Origin of the sequence: Terrimicrobium sacchariphilum, assembly GCF_001613545.1 — a bacterium.
GTDB classification, from domain to species: Bacteria; Verrucomicrobiota; Verrucomicrobiia; order Chthoniobacterales; family Terrimicrobiaceae; genus Terrimicrobium; species Terrimicrobium sacchariphilum.
The window spans coordinates 1,772,566-1,796,229 of sequence record NZ_BDCO01000002.1 but is presented as its reverse complement, the minus strand read 5'-3'; the positions used below and the strand labels follow the sequence as shown (position 1 = coordinate 1,796,229).

The following is a 23,664-nucleotide window of genomic DNA, read 5'->3' as shown; positions in this document are numbered from 1 at the left end:
AGTGGCTGGGGGTCAAAGTGGCAAGGTGCCGATGGGATTTCCGAGAAAAACCAGTTGCATGCATTTTATTCGGAACTTCTGCGTATTTTTGATCGGTTTTCTGTGACGTTTTTATGATTTCAAGGTAACTTCGTAGGCACGAGCAGGATTGGCCGGAGAGCAAACCTGCACGCTGGTCTGAACCGATTTTAAGAAGCTATCGATTTCCCACCTCTCCTTTCCTCCAAACGCTCATGCCAGGAGACATCGCAAATGAGGGTCAGCTAAGCCAGAAAGCTTCGCTTGAAGAGGGTGAAGAGCGCTGGCTGTTTGCCCTGGAAAGCTCGGGACATGGAGTGTGGGACAGGAATATTCCCGCCAAGACGATCTTTGTTTCGCATCTCTGCAAGGTGATCCTGGGCTACGCCGAAGAAGAAATCGGCCATTGCTCCGACGAGTGGCTCGCACTCATTCATCCGGATGATCGGTCGTCCGCCGAAGCATCCCTCCAGAACCACCTGGATGGAAAATCCCCCTCGTATGTGAGCGAACATCGCATGCAGTGTCGGGATGGCTCGTTCAAGTGGATCCTGGAGCGGGGAAAGGTCTTCCTTAGGGATCCTGAGGGGATGCCATTGAGGGTGATCGGCACCTGCACCGACATCACGGACCAGAAGAAACAGGACCTCATGCTGGAGCGATTGTCGCTCGTGGCGTCTCACACCATCAACGGCGTCGTCATCACCGACAAGGAAGGACTGATAGAATGGGTTAATGACAGCTTTACGCACCTGACCGGTTACAGTCTTTCCGAGGTTCTCGGACGAAAGCCGGGGGCAATCCTTCAGGGACCCGAAACAGATCCCGTCACGGTGGACCGCATTCGCACCGCTCTGAGGGATGGCAGATGTTGCGAAGAGACCATCCTGAACTACACCAAGGACGGATCGCCGTTTTATCTCCAGATGAGAATCGACCCGGTGCTCTCTGAGACCGGAGCCGTTCGCAAATTCGTCGCCCTCCAGACCGATGTCACAGAAAGAGTGCTCGGAGAAAAAACGCTCCGGGAGAGCAAGGAGCGACTACGGCTTGCGCTCGAGGCATCGGGCGATGGGATATGGGAATACGATCCCACCTCCAAGACTCTCTTCCTCTCAGCGCGATGCAAGGAAATGCTGGGATATCGGGAGGAAGAAATCGGAGACACTCTGGCCGACTGGGAGGCACTGGTGCATCCAGATGATTTGGAGGAGGTTCGCCGCGAGTTTTTTCGCCATGTCAGCGGAGAAGCATCGATTTACAAAAGCGAACACCGCCTCCGCTGTCGCGATGGCACGTACAAATGGATCCTCGACCGCGGACGAATACTTGAGTGGAGCGCCGATCGACTCCCCCTGCGCGTGATCGGGACGCACTCGGACATTTCGGATCGTCGAGCCGCCGAAGAACGAGCGCGCGAAAGCGAAGAACGGCTCCGCGTTGTTCTCAATGCCGCCACCGGAGTAGCAGTTGTCGCGGCGGACCCAGAGGGAGTCATTACGTATTTCAGCCGGGGCGCGGAATCCCTTCTCGGCTATACGAGCGAGGAAATGGTGGGCCAGCAGACCCCGGCGATCATTCATGACCCGGAAGAAATCGCCCAGCGCTCCCGTGAGCTGACAGAGCAACTCGGCGAGCCGATCACCGGCTTTCGGGTCTTCACCTCGATCGCAGACCGTCTGGGGAGCGAACGACGCGAATGGACCTACATCTGCAAAGATGGGTCACGTAAATTCATCGACCTGTATGTCTATCCATTGAGGGACAACGCCGGAGAAATCACCGGGTATCTCGGCACATCAGTGGACATCACAGAACGGCGGAAAATGGAAAGCGAGTTGAGGACGAGCGAACAAAAGTTTCGCGGAATCTTCGAGTTTGCACCAGTCGGGATGGCCTTGAATGATTTCGAAACGGGCCAGTTCATCGCAGCCAATCAATCGCTGCTCGATAGCGTAGGATGCACGCAGGCCGAGTTTGCCGCCCTATCCTACTGGGATATCACGCCTCAAGAATACCAAATGCAGGAAGAGGAACAACTCCGGCTCCTGCGAGTGAATGGACGATATGGCCCCTACCAGAAGGAATTCATCAAAAAGAACGGTGATAGGTTTCCAGTATTGCTGCAAGGCATGCTCATCAATGACCCCCAAAGGGGCGCGATGATCTGCTCGATCGTGCAGGACATCTCGGAGATCAAGCGTATCGAGCAGGAACTGCGCTCGGCGATCACCGCCCAGCAAGCCGCCTCGGCGCTATTGAAAGCCGCCGGTCGCATCGCACGCATCGGGCACTGGGAGGTTAAAATCGGCGACTCCTCGCCCTACTGGTCAGACATCACCTGTCAAATCCACGAAGTCCCGCCTGGCACACGCGTGTCTTTGGAGGACGCAATAAATTGCTATCTGGCAGAAGATCAGGAACGGGTGGAGAGCCTGATTCGCCAGGCTACAGAAGAAATCCGGCCGTTTGAATTTGAAGCCCGTCTCCTCACAGCAAAAGGAAATATCCGCTGGGTGCAGACTCGTGGAGAACCTGTCACGGATGACTCTGGCCGATTGATCGCGCTCCGGGGCGTGATCCAGGATATCGATGATCGCCATCGGGCGGCGGACCTCCTGGCTGAGCGTAACCGCCAGCTGGAGATTGCCACCCAGCGAGCAGAAGCTCACGCAAAGGCAAAGGCAGAGTTTCTCGCCAACATGAGCCATGAAATCCGGACACCACTCAACGCCGTCATCGGCATGTCGGAGTTGCTCACTCACGAGAAACTCGATGCGCGGGAAAGAGAGTTTGTCGACACGATTCACAGCAGCGGCGACATGCTGTTGTCGATCATCAACGACATCCTGGACTTTTCGAAAATCGAGTCGGGCCATCTCGAACTCGAGAATATCCCCTTCTCGATTCGCGAATGCGTGGAGTCGGCTGTCGACATCGTGTCACCGCAGGCTGCCGGAAAGAGTCTGGAACTTCTTTGCTGGCTCGACCCCGCTCTGCCTGCAGCCAGTTTCGGTGACCCGGCGCGATTGAGGCAGGTCTTTGTCAATCTCATGACGAATGCCATTAAATTCACCCCGCGCGGCCAGGTATTCATCAAGTTGATAAAGCGTAATTCCTCCGACGGAACGCCACTTCTGCGGGTGGAGGTGAAGGACTCAGGGATCGGGATTCCTACTGACCGAATGGAGAGGCTATTCCAGGCGTTCAGCCAGGTGGACTCATCGACCACCCGACGATTCGGCGGCACCGGCCTCGGCCTCGTCATCACGCAGCGCCTGATCGAGATGATGAAGGGGCGAATCTGGGTGGAGTCCGTCGTCGACAAAGGTTCCATTTTCCAATTTGAAATTCCTCTGCACCCGACAGATGAGATCCCCGCGAACGCGTCTGTCGAGACGCTTGATCTCACCGGTCTGAAGGCACTGATCGTTGATGACAACCCGACCAACCTCGGCATCCTCAAGATGCAGGTGAAGTCCTGGGGAATGGCAGCTACCTTGTGCAAAAACGGACGGGAAGCCCTCGATCACCTCGGAGAGAATTTCGATCTCGCCATCCTGGATGTGGTGATGCCGGGCATGGATGGCTACGACTTGATTCGTGAGATCCGCAAAGCTCTCCCGGCATTACCCATCATAGTATTGACCTCCATCGGGCCTGAGAAGCGCATGTCCGCGGAAGACCTTGGCATTTCTGTGGTCCTCTCCAAGCCGGTCAAGAACAGTCAACTGGCGCACGCGATCCGCAATGCGATGGGTCTCAGGAAAATGCACCGGCAATCGAGACCACAGGAACAGAACGAGGATCTTGCCGTAGCATGCCCTCTCCGCATCCTGGTAGCCGAGGACAACCTCGTGAACCAGCGAGTCGCCGCGCTGCTGCTGCGACGCCTCGGCTATGAGGCCGATATCGTGAGCGATGGGAGGCAGGCCCTGGATCGCTTGAGGGAGTCACATTATGACGTGGTGTTCCTGGATATACAAATGCCGGAGCTGGACGGCCTGGAAGCAGCCCGCACCATTTGCCGAGAATATCCAGAGACCAAGCGTCCCTGGCTGGTGGCCCTGACGGCGCACGCAGTCGAAGGCGACAGGGAGGACTGCATTGCCGCCGGCATGAACGACTACCTAAGCAAGCCAGTTCGCTCCGAGACTCTTGCCACCGTACTAAGGCGGGCTTTTCAGGCGAAGACCCCGATCTAGAGCAAAAAAGCCGCATACGGATTTTCACCCGTATGCGGCTTAAGAGGTCTTTCCGACTAGGCTGGTGCCGGTGCAGGGAATCCACCCGGAGGGAGGTCCTCCTGAGTCGGCTCGGCAGTGCCGCCGGGGGTATCGGTCGGCTCGGGCGGAAGCGGCGGCGGCGCCTTGTACTTGCGCGGCGGGTTCCGCAATTCACCGAACTCCATGATCTCCCGGATATGAATGCCGTCGAGAGTCTCGTACTCGAGCAGGGCCTTTGCGATGGCCTCCAGGCGGTCGCGGTGCTTGATCAGCAATTCCTTGGCGCGGGCGTAGGCGTCGTCACAAAGCTTGCGCACCTCGCGATCGATCTCCTGGGCTGTAGCCTCGCTGTAACCCCGTGAACGACCGAGATCGCGCCCGAGGAACACGTAATCATCGTGCTCGCCGTACTCGACCATGCCCATCTTTTCACTCATGCCCCACTCGCAAACCATCTTGCGGGCAATCGCCGTCGCCTGACCGATATCGCCGCGAGCACCACTGGTGACATCGCCAAAAACGATTTCCTCGGCAACGCGACCGCCCATCGTCACGACGAGCTGATCGAGCAATTCGTTCTTACGGGTCGTATACTTGTCCTCCTCAGGCAGCCACATGGTGGAACCGAGCGACGGTCCGCGAGGAATGATCGTCACCTTGTGAAGGGGTTCGGTGTGCTCCAGGAGCTCCAGCAGGATCGCGTGCCCAGCCTCGTGGTAGGCGGTGTTTTCCTTCTCCTTCTCGGAGAGGGCGAGACTGCGACGCTCCTTGCCCCAGCGCACCTTGTCGCGGGCCTCTTCCATCTCCGCCATAGTGATGGCCTTGAGTCCCTTGCGGGCGGCGAGGAGGGCGGCTTCGTTGATCACGTTGGCGAGTTCCGCACCGGAGTAGCCGGGCGTACCGCGAGCCACGACGGAGAGGTCGACATCGGCCGAGATCTTCACACGGCGGGCGTGGACCTTGAGGATTTCCTCGCGGCCCTTCACATCCGGCAGGCTGACATTGACCTGACGGTCGAAGCGACCGGGACGCAGGAGCGCGGGGTCAAGCACGTCGGGGCGGTTCGTGGCGGCGATGATGATCACGCCATCCTGGGTGTCGAAGCCATCCATCTCCACGAGGAGCTGGTTCAGCGTCTGCTCGCGCTCATCGTGTCCGCCGCCGAGGCCATGACCACGGTGACGACCGACCGCGTCGATTTCGTCGATGAAAATCAGGCACGGGGCGCTCTTCTTGCCCTGTTCAAACATGTCGCGGACACGCGAGGCTCCCACGCCGACGAACATCTCCACGAAGTCCGAACCGCTGATCGAGAAGAACGGTACATCCGCCTCTCCCGCAATGGCGCGGGCCAGCATCGTCTTGCCGGTGCCCGGAGGGCCGACCATCAGCACGCCCTTCGGGATGCGACCGCCGAGGCGCTGAAATTTCTTTGGGTCCTTGAGGAAATCGACGAGCTCGGAAACCTCTTCCTTCGCCTCCTCGACACCGGCGACGTCCTTGAACGTCACGCGGTTCTTTTCCTTGGAAAGCATGCGCGCCTTGCTCTTGCCAAAGTTCATCGCGCTGCGGCCCGCCATCTTGATTTGCGAGCGGAAGAAGAAATACAGGATCACGAGGAAGAGGGCGATCGGCAGAAAGCTCAGGATCGCCGACGCGAGGAGATTCGACTCCGGCTTCACATTATAGGTTAGCCCCGCGGTGGTGAGCGCGTCGCGAATCTCCGCTCCGTTCATCGGAGCAAACATCGGCGTGCGGAACGGCACCTCGACCTCCTGACCGTCTGTCGCAGATTTCTGCTTGAAAAATCCGGTGATCGTTTCGGTCTTGCGGCCTTCCTCAACCACGATCTCGAGCGGCTTCTGGTCCGTCGAGATGACCTGCCCATCTTTGATGAGCTGGAGAAATTTACTCGTCGTGATGACCTCGGTTTGATTGAAATTGCCGTTCCGGAAAAGGAACGCGCCACCGATCAGAGCCAGCGCGATAGCGAAGAGGACGAGGCCTCTCCAGTTCAGTTGCGGGTCATTCCCGCCGGGCGGACGCTGCTCTCGTTGTGGATTTTTGTTGTCTTCGGCCATCGGTAAACATCATCCCGTACCATACGCTTTTCGTAAATGCAAACGCCGCGCCAGAGTCTTGTCGTTTCAATTCACGATGTGAGCCCGCTCACGCAGGCCGTCGTGCACACCATGCTGGCGGATCTCGCCGACGCGGGAGTATCCCGTACATCGCTCCTCGTGGTGCCGGATCACCATAAAAAAGCGCCTGTTGCCCATGACGCATCTTTTTGCCGGGAATTGCGCAATCTCGTCTCCTGCGGCCACGAAGTCGTCCTCCACGGTTACTATCATTTGCGCCCGCCCAAGCAGACAACGTTGCTCAAGTCTCTCATCACCGAGCATTACACGGCGGGAGAGGGCGAGTTCTTCGACCTCTCGCAAGAGGAGGCTGCCGAACGTCTCGCGAAGGCAAAGAGGGAATTTGCGGAGAATGGCCTGCATCCGGTCGGGTTCATCGCCCCAGCCTGGCTGCTGGGCGCCGAGGCGGAGGCGGCGGTAAAGGACGCCGGTTTTCAATACACCACCCGCCTCCAGACGTTCAAGGATCTGGCGACCGGGCGGGAGGATCTCAGCCAGAGTCTCGTCTGGAGCGTACGGGCGGCCTGGCGGAGGATAATCAGCCTGGGTTGGAACGCCTACCTGCTGAACCGCCTTGGTGAGAATCCGCTAGTACGTATCGGGCTGCATCCGCCGGACTGGTCGCATCCGGCCATCCGTCGCCAGGTGCTCAGGATTGTGCGAGCAACGCTTGCCGCACGCGAGCCGATCACCTATGAGGGTTGGCTCCACCGGGCGCGCGTATGAACCAACCGATTTCCAAGGCCGACCTTCACATTCACTCCCGGTTCAGTACCCGGGCGGCAGACTGGGTGCTCCGCCGGTTCGACTTTCCCGCCAGCTACTCCGATCCCCTGCAAACCTATCAGCGTCTGCGCGACGCGGGAATGCAGTACGTGACAATCACGGATCACAACACGATCGCGGGCTGCCTCGAGATCGCCCACCTGCCGGGTGTGATTTTTGGCGAGGAGGTCACGGTTCATTTTCCCGATGAGGAGTGCCGGGTTCACATACTGGTCTGGGGGCTTACCGAGACTCAACACCGGGAGATACAGGCGCTGCGGGAGAATATCTTCGAGTTTCAAAAGTATCTCGCCGCGGCAAATCTCGCCCACGCCGTCGCCCACCCCTTCCAGAGCCCCAACGACAAGCTCACTCCCCTCCACTTCCAGAAGCTCATCCTGCTCTTCCGCCATTTTGAGGGCATCAATGGGCGCTATCTGGCGCGCTGGAGCGAGGCCGCCCAGTTCAGCCTCAAGGCGCTCACTCCGCGCACCATCGAGACCTTTGTCGCCCGCACGGGAATCGAACCGACACACGGGGAGCCTTGGAAGAAAGTCTTCGTCGGCGGTTCCGACGACCATGGCGGCGTTTATCCAGGCCGCGCCTGGACCGAAACACCCCGATGCGACACGGCGGCGGAATTTCTTAAAAACATCCGCGAAGGGCAATGCAGCCCATCCGGAGAAGGAGGCACTCCCCTCTCCCTCGCCCATGGCACGTACAATACGGCATTTCAGTTCCTGAAGGCGAAGTTTGCCCTCAAGCCGGGCGACCCTGCGGCCGGCCTGATCGAGAAAGGGTTTTCGCGTTTCATGGAGGGCAAGGACCCGACGGAATTCACCCTCGCCGAGAAAATCGGCTTCCTCGCCCAGGGCATCGCCTCGGGCAAGGTGTTCGAGCTCGCGATGGCAGGTAATACCTCGCTCTGGAAGGAGCTTTCCAGTTACTTCTCCAAGCCCGAGGTGAAAGCCGCGATGGCCCGGGAAACCGCTGGGGTGGTCGAGCCCGAGCGTCGCGCGTTCCTCATGGCCAATCTCGTGGCCAACCAACTCGGCTATCGGTTCTTTACGCAATTCATCGCCCAGCTCTCGGCGGGAAAGTTCATCGAGAGCATCCAGACGATCAGCCCGCTCGTGCCGATCGCCGGGCTGCTCAGCCCGTACCTGCATGCCCTGCGCCAGCCCCGGCGCGAGATGGCACGCGAACTCACCCGCACGGCTGCCGGGACCATCCCACCCTTCCTGCAAAACACCAAACGGGCGTGGTTCACCGATACGCTGGAAGACGTCAACGGAGTGGCCACCACGATCCGCAAGATGATCGCTGCCGGTGTCGCTTCCGGTCACGACGTGAAGGTGATGACATGCCGGTCCGAGATCGGCGACCACGGGATTCCACTCATGAATTTCCCCCCGGTGGGCGAATTTGAGCTCCCTGAGTATGAACTCCAGCGGCTCAGCTTCCCGCCTGTGCTCGCAATCCTCGAGCATTTGATCCGCGAGAACTACTCCGAACTCATCATCAGTACGCCCGGCCCGCTCGGCCTCGCCGCGCTGCTCGCCGCCAAGACACTCGGCATTCGCGCCGTCGGCATCTATCACACAGACTTCCCCCAGTATGTTCGCATCCTCACCGACGACTCCTTCATGGAGACGCTCACGTGGGATTTCATGCACTGGTTCTACAGCCAGCTCGACATCGTGTACGTGAACTCCGAGGACTACCGAAAATGCTGGGTGGATCGCGGCATTCCAGCGGAGAAGTTGAAAATTCTGCCAAGAGGCCTCGATACGAAGCTGTTCAGCCGGTCTCGGCGTGAGGCCGATTTCTGGCGCTCGCGCGGGCTGCGGGAGGGCGAGGTCGGCATGCTTTTTGTCGGTCGCATCTCGAAGGAAAAGAACCTCGATACACTAGTCGCGGCGACGCGCCGCCTCGCCGAATGGCAGACACCGGTACGCCCGCTTTTCGTGGGTGATGGCCCGTATCTCGCCGAGATGAAAAAGCTCCTCCCCGATGCGATTTTCACCGGATATTTGAAGGGCGAGGACCTGGCCAGGGCCTACGCCTCCGCGGATTTCTTCGTCTTCCCAAGCACTACGGACACTTTCGGCAACGTCGTGATCGAGGCCCAGGCCTGCGGGCTGCCCGTGATCGTCTCCGATGTCGGCGGACCGCGAGACCTTGTGAGCCACGGCAAGGACGGCTTTGTCACCAAGGCGCTCGACTCGATCGAACTCTCCGAGGCGATTCGCCGCCTGAGCGAGGACCCGGGATTGCGGGAACGTCTCGGCGCGGCTGCTCGCGCCAAGGTGGAGAACCGAGACTGGACGGAAGCCTTTCAGAAATTCTGGACGAACTCCCCGGAATAAACAGCTCCGAACACCCGCCCCAAAAACTGGACGCTCGGCGCGGAAATTGCTTACATTGAAGCATGTCCGCAGCAGATCCCGGAATGGCGGCCTCCTCCTTTCCGGCCTTCTTCCGTAAAATCCACGGCCCGGTGGTACAGCGCTGGCTCTTTGGAGCCTGGACGATTGGCGTTTTTGCGTTCCTGTACATTCCGATCCTGCTGCTGATCATCTTCTCCTTCAACAACTCCAAGCTGAATATCCGCTGGGAGGGCTTTACCTGGAAGTGGTACGGCGAGCTTTTTACCAACGCCCCCATCCTCCACGCCTTCCAGAACAGCCTCATCGTGGCCACCGCCACCATGGTAATCTCCACCGCTCTCGGAACGATCGGAGCTTGGATGCTTTATCGCTACCGGTTCCCGTTCCAACGCGCCATCGGCCTGCTTATTTTTATCCCGATGGTGATCCCGGAGGTGCTCATGGGCGTGAGCATGCGTGCGGAATTTGTCCATCTGCTCAAATTACCACTCGGTCATGTCGCGATGATCATCGCCCATACGACGTTTTGCTTCCCTTTTGTCCTCGTTGGCGTCCAGGCCCGCCTGCAAGGCCTCGACCCTTTTCTCGAGGAGGCGGCGCAGGATCTGGGTGCGACTCCGGCGCAAGCCTTTTGGAAGGTCATCGTCCCCTATCTTTTTCCCGCCATCGTCTCCGGTGCGCTGATGTCCTTCACCCTGTCGCTCGACGAATACATCGTGTCGATTTTTACCACGAATGCTCAATCCCAGACCCTGCCTCTCAAAGTGTATGGCATGGCCAAGGTGGGCCTGAACCCGCAACTCAACGCGCTCAGCACCCTTTTTGTCATCGGCACAGTCGTGCTGGTGATCGCCAGCGAACTACTAACCCGTAGAAAAAGCCCATGAAAAACAACGCACGCCACCTGATGCTGTCCGCCCTGGCAATGCTCTCGCTTGCCGGATGTGGAAAACCGCCGGAGCCCAGCGCCTCAACGCCCACACCCGCATCTTCTCCAGGCTCGTCGCCAGCGGCTGCTGCCACGACTCCCGCCCCGCAAGAGGAGGAGAAAAAGCTCAATATCTTCTGCTGGTCCGAGTACATCCCGCAGGACGTCATCGATGCCTTCTCCAAGGAAACCGGCATCCAGGTATCGGTGGAGAACTACGCCTCCAACGAGGAAATGCTGGCCAAGCTCCTCGCGGGGGGAGGCAGCTATGATCTGATCCAGCCGAGCGAATACGCCATTGAGGGCCTGATCGCGGAGAACCTGCTCATCCCGATCGACCATGCGCTGATTCCCAACCTCAAGAACATCGCCCCCGAGTTCCTGAATATGTCGTTCGACCCGGGCAATAAATACACCGTCCCCTACATGGCTGGCACGGTGGGCATCGTCGTAAATACCGAACTCGTGAAAGACGAAGTCGCGGGCTTCAACGATGTCTTCCAGGACAAGTACAAGAAAAACATCGTCGTCCTCGACGATGCTCGCGAGATCGTCACCTGGGCCATGCTGACCCAGGGCATTCCGATCAATGAAATGACCGACGCCGACCTCGAGAAGGTCAAACCGACTGTCGCCAAATGGGTGCAGCTCGTGAAGGTCTACGATTCCGACAGCCCGAAGACCGCGCTGCTCAACGGCGATGTCGCTCTCGGCGTTGTGTGGGGCGGCGAAGGCGCGCTCCTGCTGAATGCCGACAAGAAGTTCAAGTGGGTCATTCCGAAAGAAGGCACCCACCTTTTCATCGACAGCCTGGCCATACCAAAAATCGCCAAGCACCCGACGAATGCGCAGCAGTTCATGAACTTCATCCTGCGCCCGGAGATCAGCGTGAAAATGTCCGACGCATTTCCGTACCTGAACCCGAACGCCGCCGCCCGGCCGCTGCTCACCAAGGAACAGCAGGAAAACCCCGCCAGCTTCCCAACGGCGGAGCAGATTTCCAAAATGCAGACCTTCAAGGATATCGGCGGACAGGCGACCAAGGTCGACGAACTCGTCACCTCTCTGAAAGCCGAATAACCGATGGCCGGGATCAGCGCCGCTGCAACGGATAACCTCGGAGCATCCGCCTATAAACGGCGGCCCAGTTGGGTCGCCTGGCTGGTCTTTGCCCCGCTGGCAGCGTGGTTGATTCTGTTTGTCATCGTTCCGACTCTGACCCTGGTCGCGCTGAGCTTCGGCGAACAGCGCGGCCTGGGCACAATCGAGTTCACCTTCACCCTCGAGAACTACCAGCGAGCCTTCAACTGGACATGGTTGAAGGTCTTCTGGACCTCGATCTGGTACGCCCTGCTCACGACCGGCATCTGCATGGTCATCGGCTACCCGGTCGCCTATTACATCGGTCGATCACCGGAGAATATGAGGAACATGCTCCTCACCCTGGTGATGATCCCATTCTGGACGAGCTTCCTTATCCGCACCTATGCGTGGATCACCATCCTGAGCAAGGAAGGCTTGATCAACAGTTTCCTCGTTGCAGCCAAGATCGTGCCCGAGCCGATCACCATCCTTTATACCCCTTTCGCCGCGGTATTAGGACTCGTTTATAACTATCTACCCTTCATGATCCTGCCGATCTATACCAGCGTGGAGCGGCTGGATAATGCCATGATCGAGGCCGCCTATGATCTCGGGGCTCGGCCAGTTCGCGCCTTTTCCCAGATCATCATTCCTCTCACCAGCCCCGGCATCGTCGCCGGAGCGCTTCTCGTCTTTGTTCCCTCCATAGCGATGTTTGCCATCACCAACCTCATGGGCGGAGGCGATCCCCCGACCATCGGCGAGGTGATTTACAAACAATTCACCTCCGGCCGAGCCCAACCCTTTGGCGCCGCCCTGGGAACGCTGCTGCTGCTGATCTTTATCTTTACCCTATGGATCGGGCGGAGGCGGAGCGAGGAATAGAACTTGCTTCCCGAGGCTAAACACGTCAGGTGAGACGGCGCCCGGCACCGGGCAACCACTCCACACACGATCCATTAATGCGAAAAACGAAAATTATCTGTACCCTCGGTCCTGCGACGGACTCGCCGGAGAAACTCCGCGCGCTTATCCTCGCCGGCGCGAATGTCTTCCGTCTGAACATGAGCCACGCTCCGCACGACTGGGTGCGGGAGGTGACCAAGCGCATTCGCGCCATCTCAGCCGAACTGGGTGTCATCACCGGCATACTCATGGACACGCAGGGACCTGCCATCCGTACAGGAGACCTCCCGGCCAAGCTCAACCTGACTCCGGGCGATATTTTTGAGTTCACTGTCCGCGGTGAAAAGAGTGAGGATTGCCATTCGGTGGACGTCAATTACGAGGGCCTCGTGAATGACATCTCGGTCGGCGACGTCGTTCTCGTCGACAACGGTGTGATCCACATGAAGGTGCTCGAAAAAGACCACCATCGCATCCGCTGTGAAGTTCTGACTCAGGGCGTGCTCGGCTCCCGCCGCCACATCAACCTCCCCGGAGTCAAGGTCAACCTCCCGCCCCTCACGGAGAAGGACCTCAAGGACATCGAAGTCGGCGTCGAGGTCGGCGTGGATTACGTCGCACTCAGTTTTTGTCGTGAAGCCGCCGACATCGAGGCCCTTAAGCGTGTCCTCGCCGAGTCGGGCAGTCAGGCCCGAGCCATCGCCAAGATCGAGGACCAGCATGCCGTCACCGTCATCGACGACATCATCCGCAGCGCCGACGTCGTGATGGTCGCTCGTGGCGACCTCGGTATCGAGTGCCCGATGGAAGAACTCCCGATCATTCAGCGCCGCATCGTGAAACGTTGCATCACCCTGGGACGCCAGGTGATCGTGGCGACCCACATGCTGGAATCGATGATCGAAAACCCACTCCCCACGCGCGCAGAGATCACGGATGTCGCCAATGCCGTCTTCGAACAGGCCGATGCCATCATGCTCAGTGGAGAAACCACCGTGGGCAAGTACCCCGTCGAGTGCGTGCAGGTGTTTGACCGCGTGTCACGCCGCATCGAGCGCAGCGGTGGAGCGGAATTTGCCGAGTTTGCCGAGATCAACGACGTGCGTCAAAAGGCGGTCAAATCCGCCGTCGCCCTCGCCAATAGCATTCCGGGATCGAAGATCGTTGTCTTCACAAAGCGCGGATACATGGCTGATCACTTCAGCCAGCTGCGCCCGGCGGAGGCACCCATCTTTGCCTTCACGCCGAGTGCACACGTGGCGCGACGTCTCACGCTGAACTGGGCCACCCTACCCATCGTGATGCCGTTTGACCTGAATCCCGAGTACACCATTGCCGAAGCCGAGAAGGTTCTTCTCCGACTCGGTCTGGTCGAAGTCGGCACCCAGCTCGTCGTCCTCACGGATGTCATGACGGGCAAGGACCGCTTCGATTCGATCCAGGTTCGCCGCGTCGCCTAAAGCGCTCAGCCAAACCGATCATCTCAGCCCTCTGCGGGATCCATCTCGCAGGGGGCTTTTTTCTTTGCTGGAACTTCGCGCCTATTTCGACGGCTCGCGATAGCTGATGGGGATGATGCCCATCTTGCGCGCTTCGGCGATGTCGATGATCTGGTAATCCATTTCCTTGGGATCCTCAAGCTTGTCCCATGCGTCGTTAAGCTCTTCATTGCCAGCCTGCACCGCCGCCTCAAAGGCAAACCAGCCCGGAGCTTTCCGGCGAACTTTGAGATCCTTTTTTGAAATCCAATCAACACCCTCCGAGGCCTCATCGGCTTTTTCACCCATCATGGTGGTCTCAATAGCGATCGTCTTCTCCCCTTCCTCATCAAGATCAACCGCGAGGAACATGTGGCCGGGAATGCTGACGAGATAGGGATTGAGGCCGATCTTTCTGAGGATCGACGCCATGAGCACACTCCCATCGACGCAATTGGCCTGACGGGCCTTGATCGCGTCATCGAATAGCCGGACGTGCTGGCGAGCGACATCATCGGAATCCGTCGCCGTGGTCGTGATGTCACTATACCGGAATCCCCGCTCCTGCAACACGTGCCAGATGGCGAACACCTGATCCGCCACCACTGCGGGATCGCCGCTCTGATAGCCATCGAAGGAGCTCACAATCCCCGTATCCAGAGCCTCCCGGAGAATGCCATCAATCCACGGATGGTTTTCATTCACATAAGCAGCAAACAGCCAACTGTAATCCGAAACATCCCCCTCCTCGTCCGACTCGGATACTGCAAACATGCAATCGTTGATGGTTTGCAAGGTGACATCGCGCGTTTGTTCGCCGAGATCCTTGTCATTGACCGATACCTTGAAAGTCACGCTCAACGGCGTCGCCTGCTTCGTGGACAACAAGGCATCGAAGCGAAACTTGGGGTTAGGAAAGATCTTCCACGTATCTGCCCGTTTTGGGATTTTTCCCTCGAAGACTCCCCCTTCCATTACCGCATTGGGTTTCACCTCGACGCGTACCATATCGCCGCTTTTCAGCCCATCGATACTGACCCCTACGACGCCGTTTTCCTGACCGAGAACATGCCCTGCCCACTTGGCAAATACATCCTCACCCGGTTTGAGCGTCGCCGTGCTGAAGATCATCGATGGATAGAGCTCGTCCTTGGGGTACACCACGGGCTCCCACTCGATCTCGGCCCAGGAGGAAGAGGTTGCGATGACGGCAGCAGCGAGCAAAAAAAAGTTCCGAAGGTTCACGGCAAATGGGACTCTGCGAGTCCAATAAGGGAAACCATCGCCCTTGTAAAGAGGGCGCATTAGTAAAGCCGCAACGGTGCAGGATTAGCTAACGCGCCACGGGAGCACCCCGTCATCGCTTGAGAGGCAGCCACTGCAGGACTCGCTGGATTTGCTGATCCCAGTAGTCCCAGCTATGACCAAACCCCTCGTGCTCCTCGTAGGTAAACGGCATCTTGAGCTTCGTTGCGTGAGCTGCAAATCGTCGATTTCCTAGTAACAAGTGATCCTCCGTACCACAGCAGGAATAAATCGCCGGGAGTTTGACTCCCGCACGAACGAGTTTCCGGGAAATGGCAAAGAGGTCGGATGCACCGCCGCCGATCTTCGTGAAATCCCCAAAGACCGACCGCATCACAGTCCGCCAATGTTCGTCGCGCCCGTCTGCGATATTCGCCACATCCACCGCCCCCGAGAGACTCGCCGCGGCCGCGTATTTCTCCGGCTGGGTCAGGGCGAGATAAAGCGCGCCATACCCGCCCATGGATAGCCCCGCGATGAAGTTATCCTGCCGCCTCTCTGAAAGCGGAAAGAAACTGCGTGCTGTTTCCAGCAGTTCCTCACGGAAAAAGGTGGCGTATTTCGGACCCGACGCCATGTCCTGATACCAACTCAGGTTTCCAGCCGGCATGATCACAGCCAGACCGAGATCCGCGGCGTACCGTTCGATCGAGGTGCGTCGCGCCCAGATCGTATGGTCGTCACTCATGCCATGCAGGAGCACCAGCACCGGGTGCTTCTTTCCGCGCACCCGTCCCTTCATTCCGATCTGCCCTCGGGTTGCCTGAGGCAGGATCACATTCATCGAACACGACAGACCAAGGGACTCGGAGAAGAAACGACATTCCAGAAAAGCCATGGGAACGTCGTATCAAAAGTGCGGCAGGAGGCGATCTTCTTTACGGTCTTTCAATAGCCTGGAAATGCCATGCGCCCACCTCAGACGCATGGCATCGGAGCAAATCGGCTAGTAACTGCCGGAGGGAACAAAGTAACTGTCCTCGGTAACCAAAAACTGGTCGATCTTGCAAAGAGCCTGCCGGTACCGAATCGCAAGGATGTTATTTCCCGCGTTGAGTGCTGCCGCCCCGTTGAGTTTGATCCAGACCCAGCTTCCATAATTGGGGTAGGTCGACTTGAGCGTGTAAGCCGTGCTCGCTCCCGGATTCAGCGCAAAGTAAAAAGAATGGCTCCCACCGTCCGCTGCCTTCACCCGCGCCCATATGGCGTAATTCCCGGTGGCAGGAACGCTGAATGCATACTGTGCGCTGGGTGCGGTGAGCGTATCGGGGCTGTTGGTGATCGAGCCTGCTTTCGCTGCCACGTACCGGCCGCTCCCCGTCTGAGCCTCGTCGCCATATATCTCCATCGGCGCGCTCAGCGCCCCTCCCTCGGCCTCCAGGCAGGTAAACAGGCGGACGCTATCGTCGCTGCGATTCAGCACGATTGTTTGCTTGCCGGCCTTGAATTTCCAAACCGAGCCATCGGGCTCGGCCACGAAGGTCACCTCTCGGGGAGTGCTCGCATTGGGCGACCAGGAAAAAGCCACCGCAGAGGACATGCTGGCAAGATTGCTGGTAGTCGAGAGGCTGTATGCGGTGCGATTGGAAGTGCCGCCGGTATTGATCGTGACCGGGACCGTCTTGGTGGAAGCCTGCACCTCCGCAGGAATCCGCAGGACCGCGAAATCGAGCTTCGCCTTTGGCCCCTGGGTCTTGAAGACATTTCCCTGCTGGACGACCGTCTGCTGCTTCGGGAAGAACCGGAGTTCCAGCGGTTTGGGGGCGGACAAGGCAATATCATCCACCACCACCAGCACGTCCGGCTTGAGGAATAGCAAATGCCGCCGGAACTTGGTTAACCCCGCCGAAACCGGATAGCATGCGGTGGCATTGCCGACAACATAATCGAGCTCGGGACTGGTAAAGCTCAGGTCATTGTCGATCGCCGGGTTGAGCGTGCCATTTGGATCAGCCGCACTCGCTGGTTTGGAGTTGAAGGTAAAGGCGCCCTCGCCCAGCTGGCCGGTGCCATTGATCAAGAGCGAGTTTGTGTAGGCGGTCATCTTGTACGTATAGCCCGCGTTTTGCAGCAGCCATTCGCCGCTGCCGAAAATGCAGAAGTTACTCGCTGCCGGGTGGACGTGATTGCCGCCCCAGTTCACATAATTCGTCGTGTTCTTGGCTTCAACCCCATGGCCGAGGAAAGGCCCACATTGATAAGCCACGACGGATTCATCGCCATCCCACCCCGTTCGCATGACAGCAAAATCGAGATCATCGAAATACCCAAAGGTCGACAGCCCCTCCGCTATGGGAGAGTTCTCAGGCACCGCCAGATTATACCATACGAGATTGAGCCAGGGGGATGTACCGGTGTTGTATGTGACGTTGTTCGAGTAGTTGATCTTCTTTGCGTCGTACTCGGCGGCCTGCCACTGAGCCGTCGGGATGTTATATTCCCCCGCCAGCTTTCTCAGGATGTAGTTGGGGCCTGCCCAATCATACCCGACACTATCCGCGAAATTGATGTGCGTTTGCGATCCCGTCTGACCATTGCGCGGCAGATCAAAGTACAGCCGGTAATCCGCAGTCTCTCCGAACCATGGGGTGCCAAAGAAGTCGACGCCAAGGATTTTTTTCGAGACGTCCATGTACTTGAGCAAGTGATCGATCCCACACCAATAACCTGGTCCCTCATGATCAGCACCGTCCGATCCCAGACAGTACATCGTCATGCCGAGTTTATCCATGGCTGCCTGCAACCAAGGCAGTGTATCGGGAGCACCAGATTCGCCATGAATCGCCACACCGGCAAAAGTGAGCGCATTCATATCCGTCCAGAGATGATTCTGAAGATAGTTGTCCCGCCACCATGCTGTTGGAATGCCGTTGTACATGTCCGCTCCTCGCGTACTTAGCGTATTCTTCAGCATCAGGTGATCCATGCCGCCGAGGACATTGGCGCACCAGTCATAGAGCAGACTGAGGCCGACCAATTGATGCGCCGCCGCGAGGCCGTCCCCACCGTAGTCGCCGGTGCCCCATGTCGGGTAGCTGCAGGAGTTCCGCGCCCACAGCTGGGCTGCGGCGAGGTATTTGTTCGGTTCCGGCGGAGCCGCGCTTCCAGCCGGAGCGACGAGAATGCGATCGATGGCGGGATTGGCTCCGCCGCTTGAGTCTCGATTGGATAGCTTGAAGGTGTGATCGCCTGCCGCGAGAGTATAATTTGCAGCCACCTTGCGCCAGACCCACTCCCGGTATGCATAGGCATTGTTTGGCGCGGAGAGTGTCTTGTTGTAAGGAAGCTGCGCGACTGGAACGAGAGCATTGTAAGGAAATACACTCGTTCCATCCAGGGCTACCTGACTGTACCCCAAGGTATCGACTCCAAAGTAAAAGCTGTCATGTCCTTTGTAGGGTGCCTTGAATCTCACCCACACGTCATACGAGCCGCCTGTCAGAGTAAGTGTCTTTTGGGCATCTGGAACAGCAGTCGCCGCAGGCAGGGAATTGTTTGCCGGGATGCCAGACCAGCTTTCCAGCCACTTCCGGCCATGCGCGAGCGCATCACCGAAAGGCATGAGTCCGCTGCTTGTCTTCACATTCAGGTTGTTCGGATTGGTAGCTGGACCTGTGTTGTTGAGTTGAAAACTCTCTGCCTCCACCCAACGCTGTTCGATTCCCAGTCCCGAGGGCGCGAGGTTGGGATCCGAAGAAAAGACCAGTTTATCAATACAGAGTCCCTGTTTTTGAAATGTGAGGCTGAACGAGTGATTGCCCGGTGAGAGGTTCCAGCTTCCGCAATACACCCACTTCCAGCTGGCATGCGGAGTCGGGCTGGTAAAGCTCATCTGGGCACCATTGACGGTCAGCCATGCCGTGTTGGAATTCGCGTCGGGCGAATAGGCCCGCATCCAGAGATGGTAGTTGGCCGTTCGCACGGTGGAAAAAGCGTACGTGGCGCTCGGCGATTGAGCATTCGGGTTGTTCAATGCTCCCCCGATCGGCGTGGCGATATATTTACCACCCGAGACTGTCGGTTCCATGTAGACAGTCATCGGTGCCGACACCGGAACATCTTCCGCCTCCATCCAGATGGTGTCGACTGCGGGAGGAGTCGTCTTGGTCAGGACATAAGCCATCGCGAGGATGCCCAGGGTATCACCCACCTCACGCTGCCAGAGCTGCTCGTCACTGGTCCCCGGCGTCGTATACTCCAGCGGCAGCTTGGCCGCAGCGGCATCGGCCACGGCCTTGAAGTCCAGCCACATGTCGGCCCAGCGTGTGCCACTCGGCGGGGTCACGATGGCGCTCCGTATGCTGTTGAATTTCGTCGTATCGAGCAACAACTTGGGGTGCACGTTGTCATATGAAGCCAACGTCGTTGCATTGACCGTGTTCGTCGTCTGTGCACCGGCAGCGGATACGCCGTAAAACGCTGCCAGAAGGCAGCCCGACAGGAGGGGAACGATTTTCATGGCTGGGGGAGATCCATCCGCAGCAACGATCAGTTCACTGGTGATCGCTGCATGGGAAAGGATGGAGGCCGTATAGCCGCAACGTTGCGAGATCAGCAACGAGTTCGAATGTCAAACCGTTGACTGCGCCATGGAGTCAGTCAATGCAGCACGAATTGCCGTCAAGAAGACCTCCGAGAAACGCTTTACGTGTTGCCAGGGAGGGAGATGGTGCGCGATGCAGGGTTCGAACCTGCGACTTCCTGCGTGTGAAGCAGGCGCTCTACCGCTGAGCTAATCGCGCGAAAGGGAGGTTGATTAAAGCAGACCGGAAACGGATTTCAAGCGCGGGATTTGCATTTCCTGCAAGTTCCCACATGCCCCCTCATCCTAGCGTCTCTTGCGGGAGGCGCCGAAGCGCATCCCCTTGTGGGTACGCACCCCCTTGGCTCCCTTGAGGGCTGCGGCGACCGAATCCTCGTTGAAAATCGCCGAAAAGACGTAGTCGAAATCTTCCAGCTTCTGGCGAGTAATCTTCTGGTCGATGAAGCGCTCGATGTCCTTCACATGCGGCAATTCCTCAGCCGTCATGATGGTAAACGCATCGCCAATACTCTGGGCGCGGCCAGTGCGACCGATGCGGTGCACGTAGTCCTCGGGATGCTGCGGCACGTCGTAGTTTATCACGTGCGAAACACCCGCGATATCGATGCCACGAGCAGCGATATCGGTAGCGACCATCACCTCGTAGCGGCCGTCCTTGAATCCTTCCAGGGCGTCGATCCGCTCCTGCTGGGTGCGATTGGAGTGAAGCACGGCTACGGAATGATTCTCGGTCTTCAGTTTGCGGGCGATTCGATCGGCCCCTTCCTTTGTGCGGCAGAAAATGAGCACGCTTTCAAATTCCGTACGCTTGAGGAGCGCGATGAGGAGGTCAAACTTCTGGCTGGCCGCGACAGGGTAAAGTGCGTGGGTCACCGTCTCAGCCGGCGAACGACGGGCACCGATCTCGATTTTCTCGGGATCGCGCAGGCACCAGGAGGCCAGACGGCCGATTTCCTCCGGCACCGTGGCTGAGAAGAGCAGCGTTTGGCGTTCCTTGGGGCATTTCTCCACGATACGGCGCACGTCAGGCAGGAAGCCCATGTCGAGCATGCGGTCGACTTCGTCGAGGACGAGAATCTCAAGTTTGGAAAGATTGATGGTCCTTTGCTCAATATGGTCAAGGAGACGGCCCGGAGTGGCGGCAACGACATCACACCCCTTCAAAAGGGTATCCTTTTGCTTCCCGTAACCCACTCCGCCGAAGAGCAGCGCGATCTCCAGGTGCATGAAGCGGGAAAAGTCACGGAACGCGGTCTCAACCTGCATGGCGAGTTCACGCGTAGGCTCGAGGATGAGGCAGCGGGGAAACTCCTGCGGCGAATCGAGCTTGGACAGAATCGGGAGGCCGAAGGCGGCCGTCTTACCGGTGCCGGTCTGAGCGGAGGCGATCAGGTCCTTTCCAGAGAGAATAACGGGAATGGCTTGGAGCTGGATGGGTGATGGGTCGACATATCCCATGCGCTGTACGCCGTGGACAACAGCATCGGAGAGTCCCAAATCTTGGAAAGACATGATCCGGTCAGCCTAACGTCTTCCCACGCTCCTAGGCAAGAGCCTCGCTCAATATAACGCCCCACCTCCCCTCGACAGAACAATTTTCTTGCCATTATCGTGACTTTACACGATAAGCGCTTTCCGTGGTAGCGACCAGTATCTCCATCCTCGCCGACCCGGCTCAATCCGAGGCCTCTCGCATCAGTTGCGCGATGGCCAGGAGAAACTCTCGGTCGGCACGTCATCCGGCTTTTCTATCCGTGAATACCGACGAAAACCCTCCGCGTACGCCGAGCACAGGCGTTCATTCAGTGCTCCGAAACTTGGCGTTTCTGACACGGCAAAGTTTTGCCGCACTCAAGGAGAGACCATCAGAAGCCAAAACGAAGCCGAAGCCCGCAAAAACCGTTCCCCTTTCACGGCCAGTTCAGTTGGATCTCTTCCAGAATCCACCCTCGGCCTCGCAAGGATAGAGCGTCACAAAAAACAGGCTGCGCAACGCTCGGTCACGCAGCCTGTCGGGAATTCAATGGATCAGTGATTTACAGATTCTTGAGGAAGCTCTTGAGCATCCACAGAGTCTTTTCGTGGGTCTGGATGCGGCCGATGGCGAGATCCTGGGTCTCGAGATCTTCCACGGACCCCGCGCTGTCGCGGACAGCCTTGGCGGCGCTCACAACGATCTCGTGAGATTCAATGAGATGGGCGACATAATCCTTGGCCGGGATCTGCTCGATTCCGATCTCGGAGATGCTCGACATGTCGGCGAGGGTGCGTAGACCGCCCGGGGACAATACATCGAGAGCGCGCAGGCGCTCGGCGATCTCATCCACCGCCTCAAAGAGTTCCTCGTACTGAGTCTGGAATGCCGTGTGCAGCTGGAAGAAGGCCGGTCCCTCAACATTCCAGTGAGCAACGTGCGTTTGTCCCATCAGCGCGTAGCTGTCCGCGAGGAGGGTTTTCAAGTTATTGACGACCGCAGTCGACTCCGATTTTGAGATGGTTTCCGTACTCATGGTGTATGTTACCTCGGTATTCGAAACTAAGACAAGAAGTGCGCTTGCGCAAGAAACGAGCCGTGCCAGTGTAGATGCACACCCATGAGCAAAACCCTTTGTGACTGGTCAAAACGCGACCTTGAGCGGCATCCGGAAAAGCTCGCGGAGCTTGTGCTGGAGCCGAGATTCTACTGTCGCAAGTGCGCGAGAGTGGCCAATACATCGAAGGTGCTCTGCAAACCCCGTAAACTGCCAAAAAAGGACGAGTCAGGAGTCAGGCCAGGTGAAAATGATGTCGCGGAATAGCCTGCGGTGCGTATATCACATGCCACCGCCGTTATGACTCCCGACATTTTTCTCAAAGACACGCATAATATCCTCCGCTGGGTCGTTCTCCTTACCTGCGCCTGGGCGCTTCTCCGGTTGTGGAGCGGGGTCAAGGGAAACAGCGAGTGGACAAAGTCGGACCGCATGTGCGGCCTCGTCTTCACCAGCTTCCTCAATCTCCAGGTCCTCCTGGGCATCATCCTTTACGCCATCAGCCCGGTAACCAAGGCGGCGATGGCAAACTTCGGCGCGGCCATGAAGGACCCCTACCTCCGCTTTTTTGCGGTGGAGCATCCGACAGCAATGCTGCTGGCGGCCATTATTGCCCAGATCGGTTACTCGAGAGCCAAGCGGGCGACGACCGATCGGTCCCGTTTTCTGACTTCAGCCATCGCGTATACCATTTCCGCCCTGCTCATCGTCCTTTCGATCCCCTGGCCTCTCTCGTTTCTGAAGTACGGAAGGCCGCTGTTCCCCGCTCTGGGGAACTGATCGCGGAACGAAATGGAAAATTCGCAGGTCGTCACTTGATTTCAGTTACGGCCGCCGTACGTTCGACCTGCAATATCCATGAAAATTCGTTCACTCTTCGCAGTGGCACTGGTCGGTTTGGCAATTTCTGCCGGAACATCACTGGCTGGAGGCGGATGGGGACCAGGATATTGCCCGCCACCACCTCCGAACTGCGGTCCGCGATGGGGTGGCTCCACGGCCTCATTTGGCATCACTTTCGGAGCCCCAATCACCCCGGTCTATCGCCGCGTGTACTACCAGCCTGCGCCGGTCGTCTACCAGCCAGCACCGGTCATCGTAACACCGGCTCCCGTCTACTACGGCTCTAATTATGGCCCGAATGCCCTCATTGCGGCGCAATCCCGCCTCTACCGCCTGGGTTATTACCGGGGTTCGGTCGATGGGGAATTTGGCCCACAGACCAGCCGTGCGATCCAGCACTACCAGGTCGATAACGGACTTCCTGTTACCGGTCGGCTGGATCGCCGCACGATGGCCAGTCTCGGCATCTAGAAGTCCCCGACTGAGCGAGGCCTGACATTCCTCGAG

At 58.2% G+C, this 23,664-nt stretch carries 16 protein-coding genes and 1 tRNA gene; 10 read left to right on the top strand and 7 right to left on the bottom strand.

Translation table 11 applies throughout. The features are described from left to right. Positions 1-233: 233 nt before the first annotated feature. Positions 234-4,223, top strand: coding sequence for a PAS domain S-box protein (locus TSACC_RS08370; protein WP_075078884.1), 3,990 nt, complete (start codon positions 234-236; stop codon positions 4,221-4,223). Positions 4,224-4,279: 56 nt separating this feature from the next. Here TSACC_RS08370 and ftsH read toward each other — a convergent pair whose 3' ends face one another. Continuing rightward, on the bottom strand, positions 4,280-6,325 hold the full coding sequence (gene ftsH / locus TSACC_RS08365) for an ATP-dependent zinc metalloprotease FtsH (protein WP_075078883.1): 2,046 nt from the start codon (positions 6,323-6,325) through the stop codon (positions 4,280-4,282). A 36-nt stretch (positions 6,326-6,361) separates the two neighbouring features. Between ftsH and TSACC_RS08360 the strand changes: the two genes are divergently transcribed. From TSACC_RS08360 to pyk, 6 genes are all read left to right on the top strand, one after another. Continuing rightward, positions 6,362-7,111 carry a DUF2334 domain-containing protein gene (locus TSACC_RS08360; protein ID WP_075078882.1) on the top strand — a complete coding sequence of 250 codons (750 nt, stop codon included), beginning with the start codon at positions 6,362-6,364 and terminating at the stop codon, positions 7,109-7,111. Next, entirely contained in the window at positions 7,108-9,519 is a 2,412-nt protein-coding gene (locus tag TSACC_RS08355; protein WP_084400318.1) for a glycosyltransferase, read from the top strand. The genes TSACC_RS08360 and TSACC_RS08355 overlap by 4 nt, the downstream gene beginning before the upstream one ends. Before the next feature lie 62 nt (positions 9,520-9,581). After that, entirely contained in the window at positions 9,582-10,427 is an 846-nt protein-coding gene (locus TSACC_RS08350; protein WP_075078881.1) for an ABC transporter permease, read from the top strand. Continuing rightward, the gene (locus TSACC_RS08345) at positions 10,424-11,548 is read left to right on the top strand and encodes a polyamine ABC transporter substrate-binding protein (RefSeq protein WP_075078880.1); all 1,125 of its coding nucleotides are present in this window, start codon (positions 10,424-10,426) and stop codon (positions 11,546-11,548) included. The genes TSACC_RS08350 and TSACC_RS08345 overlap by 4 nt, the downstream gene beginning before the upstream one ends. Positions 11,549-11,551: 3 nt before the next feature. Beyond that, complete coding sequence (locus tag TSACC_RS08340) at positions 11,552-12,436, top strand: ABC transporter permease (RefSeq protein ID WP_075078879.1); 885 nt, start codon at positions 11,552-11,554, stop codon at positions 12,434-12,436. A gap of 77 nt (positions 12,437-12,513) precedes the next feature. Continuing rightward, positions 12,514-13,917, top strand: coding sequence for a pyruvate kinase (gene pyk / locus TSACC_RS08335; RefSeq protein ID WP_075078878.1), 1,404 nt, complete (start codon positions 12,514-12,516; stop codon positions 13,915-13,917). A gap of 81 nt (positions 13,918-13,998) precedes the next feature. On the opposite strand, the gene TSACC_RS08330 is transcribed toward pyk, so the two are convergent. From TSACC_RS08330 to TSACC_RS08305, 6 genes are all read right to left on the bottom strand, one after another. Then, on the bottom strand, positions 13,999-15,180 hold the full coding sequence (locus TSACC_RS08330) for a hypothetical protein (RefSeq protein ID WP_153811341.1): 1,182 nt from the start codon (positions 15,178-15,180) through the stop codon (positions 13,999-14,001). Between the two features lie 112 nt (positions 15,181-15,292). Further along, a complete protein-coding gene (locus TSACC_RS08325; RefSeq protein WP_075078876.1) occupies positions 15,293-16,078 on the bottom strand; it encodes an alpha/beta hydrolase in 786 nt (261 codons plus the stop codon). A gap of 108 nt (positions 16,079-16,186) precedes the next feature. Then, a complete protein-coding gene (locus TSACC_RS08320; RefSeq protein ID WP_153811340.1) occupies positions 16,187-19,699 on the bottom strand; it encodes a DUF4962 domain-containing protein in 3,513 nt (1,170 codons plus the stop codon). 208 nt (positions 19,700-19,907) lie between these two features. Next, positions 19,908-19,982 (bottom strand) — tRNA-Val (locus TSACC_RS08315). Positions 19,983-20,068: 86 nt separating this feature from the next. After that, positions 20,069-21,295, bottom strand: coding sequence for a DEAD/DEAH box helicase (locus tag TSACC_RS08310; RefSeq protein ID WP_075078874.1), 1,227 nt, complete (start codon positions 21,293-21,295; stop codon positions 20,069-20,071). 524 nt (positions 21,296-21,819) lie between these two features. Then, positions 21,820-22,293: a Dps family protein gene (locus TSACC_RS08305; RefSeq protein ID WP_075078873.1), complete on the bottom strand. Its 474-nt coding sequence runs from the start codon at positions 22,291-22,293 to the stop codon at positions 21,820-21,822. 84 nt (positions 22,294-22,377) lie between these two features. Between TSACC_RS08305 and TSACC_RS08300 the strand changes: the two genes are divergently transcribed. From TSACC_RS08300 to TSACC_RS08290, 3 genes are all read left to right on the top strand, one after another. Next, complete coding sequence (locus TSACC_RS08300; protein WP_075078872.1) at positions 22,378-22,581, top strand: hypothetical protein; 204 nt, start codon at positions 22,378-22,380, stop codon at positions 22,579-22,581. A 33-nt stretch (positions 22,582-22,614) separates the two neighbouring features. Continuing rightward, positions 22,615-23,094 (top strand): hypothetical protein, encoded by a 480-nt coding sequence (locus TSACC_RS08295; RefSeq protein WP_075078871.1) that lies wholly within the window; start codon positions 22,615-22,617, stop codon positions 23,092-23,094. A gap of 78 nt (positions 23,095-23,172) precedes the next feature. Then, positions 23,173-23,628, top strand: coding sequence for a peptidoglycan-binding domain-containing protein (locus tag TSACC_RS08290; RefSeq protein ID WP_075078870.1), 456 nt, complete (start codon positions 23,173-23,175; stop codon positions 23,626-23,628). Positions 23,629-23,664 lie beyond the last annotated feature (36 nt).